Here is a 357-nt window from a genome sequence, read left to right on the forward strand (position 1 = left end):
AGGTGGAGGACGAGATACGCAAGGCCTGCAGCCGCTGGAACGTGGTGGAGATCGTCGCCGACCCGTTCCGCTGGACCAGGACGCTGCAAGTCCTGGAATCCGAACGCCTCCCGGTCGTGGAGTTTCCGCACTCCCCGTCTCGTCTGACTGCTGCGACCGGCGACCTGTATTCGGCTGCCTTGAACGGCAAAATCTCGCACTCGGGTGACTCGACGCTCGCCGCACACGTTGGTGCTGCGGTGATCGTGGAGGACGCCCGGGGCATCCGCCTTGCCAAGACGTCTCGGTCTCGGAAGGCCCGCAAGATCGATTTGGCCGCGTGCCTGGTGATGGCGCATTCGCGTGCGACGTGGCGTG

The 357-nt window shown here is 65.3% G+C and carries 1 protein-coding gene; it reads left to right on the forward strand.

Annotation, left to right across the window (positions count from 1 at the left end; all coding sequences use genetic code 11):
* Positions 1-357 (forward strand): terminase TerL endonuclease subunit (locus AAFO60_RS21040; protein WP_347958152.1); only part of this gene is annotated, 357 nt, incomplete at both ends.

This window comes from Gordonia aichiensis (assembly GCF_039946255.1).
Taxonomy (GTDB): Bacteria; Actinomycetota; Actinomycetes; order Mycobacteriales; family Mycobacteriaceae; genus Gordonia; species Gordonia aichiensis_A.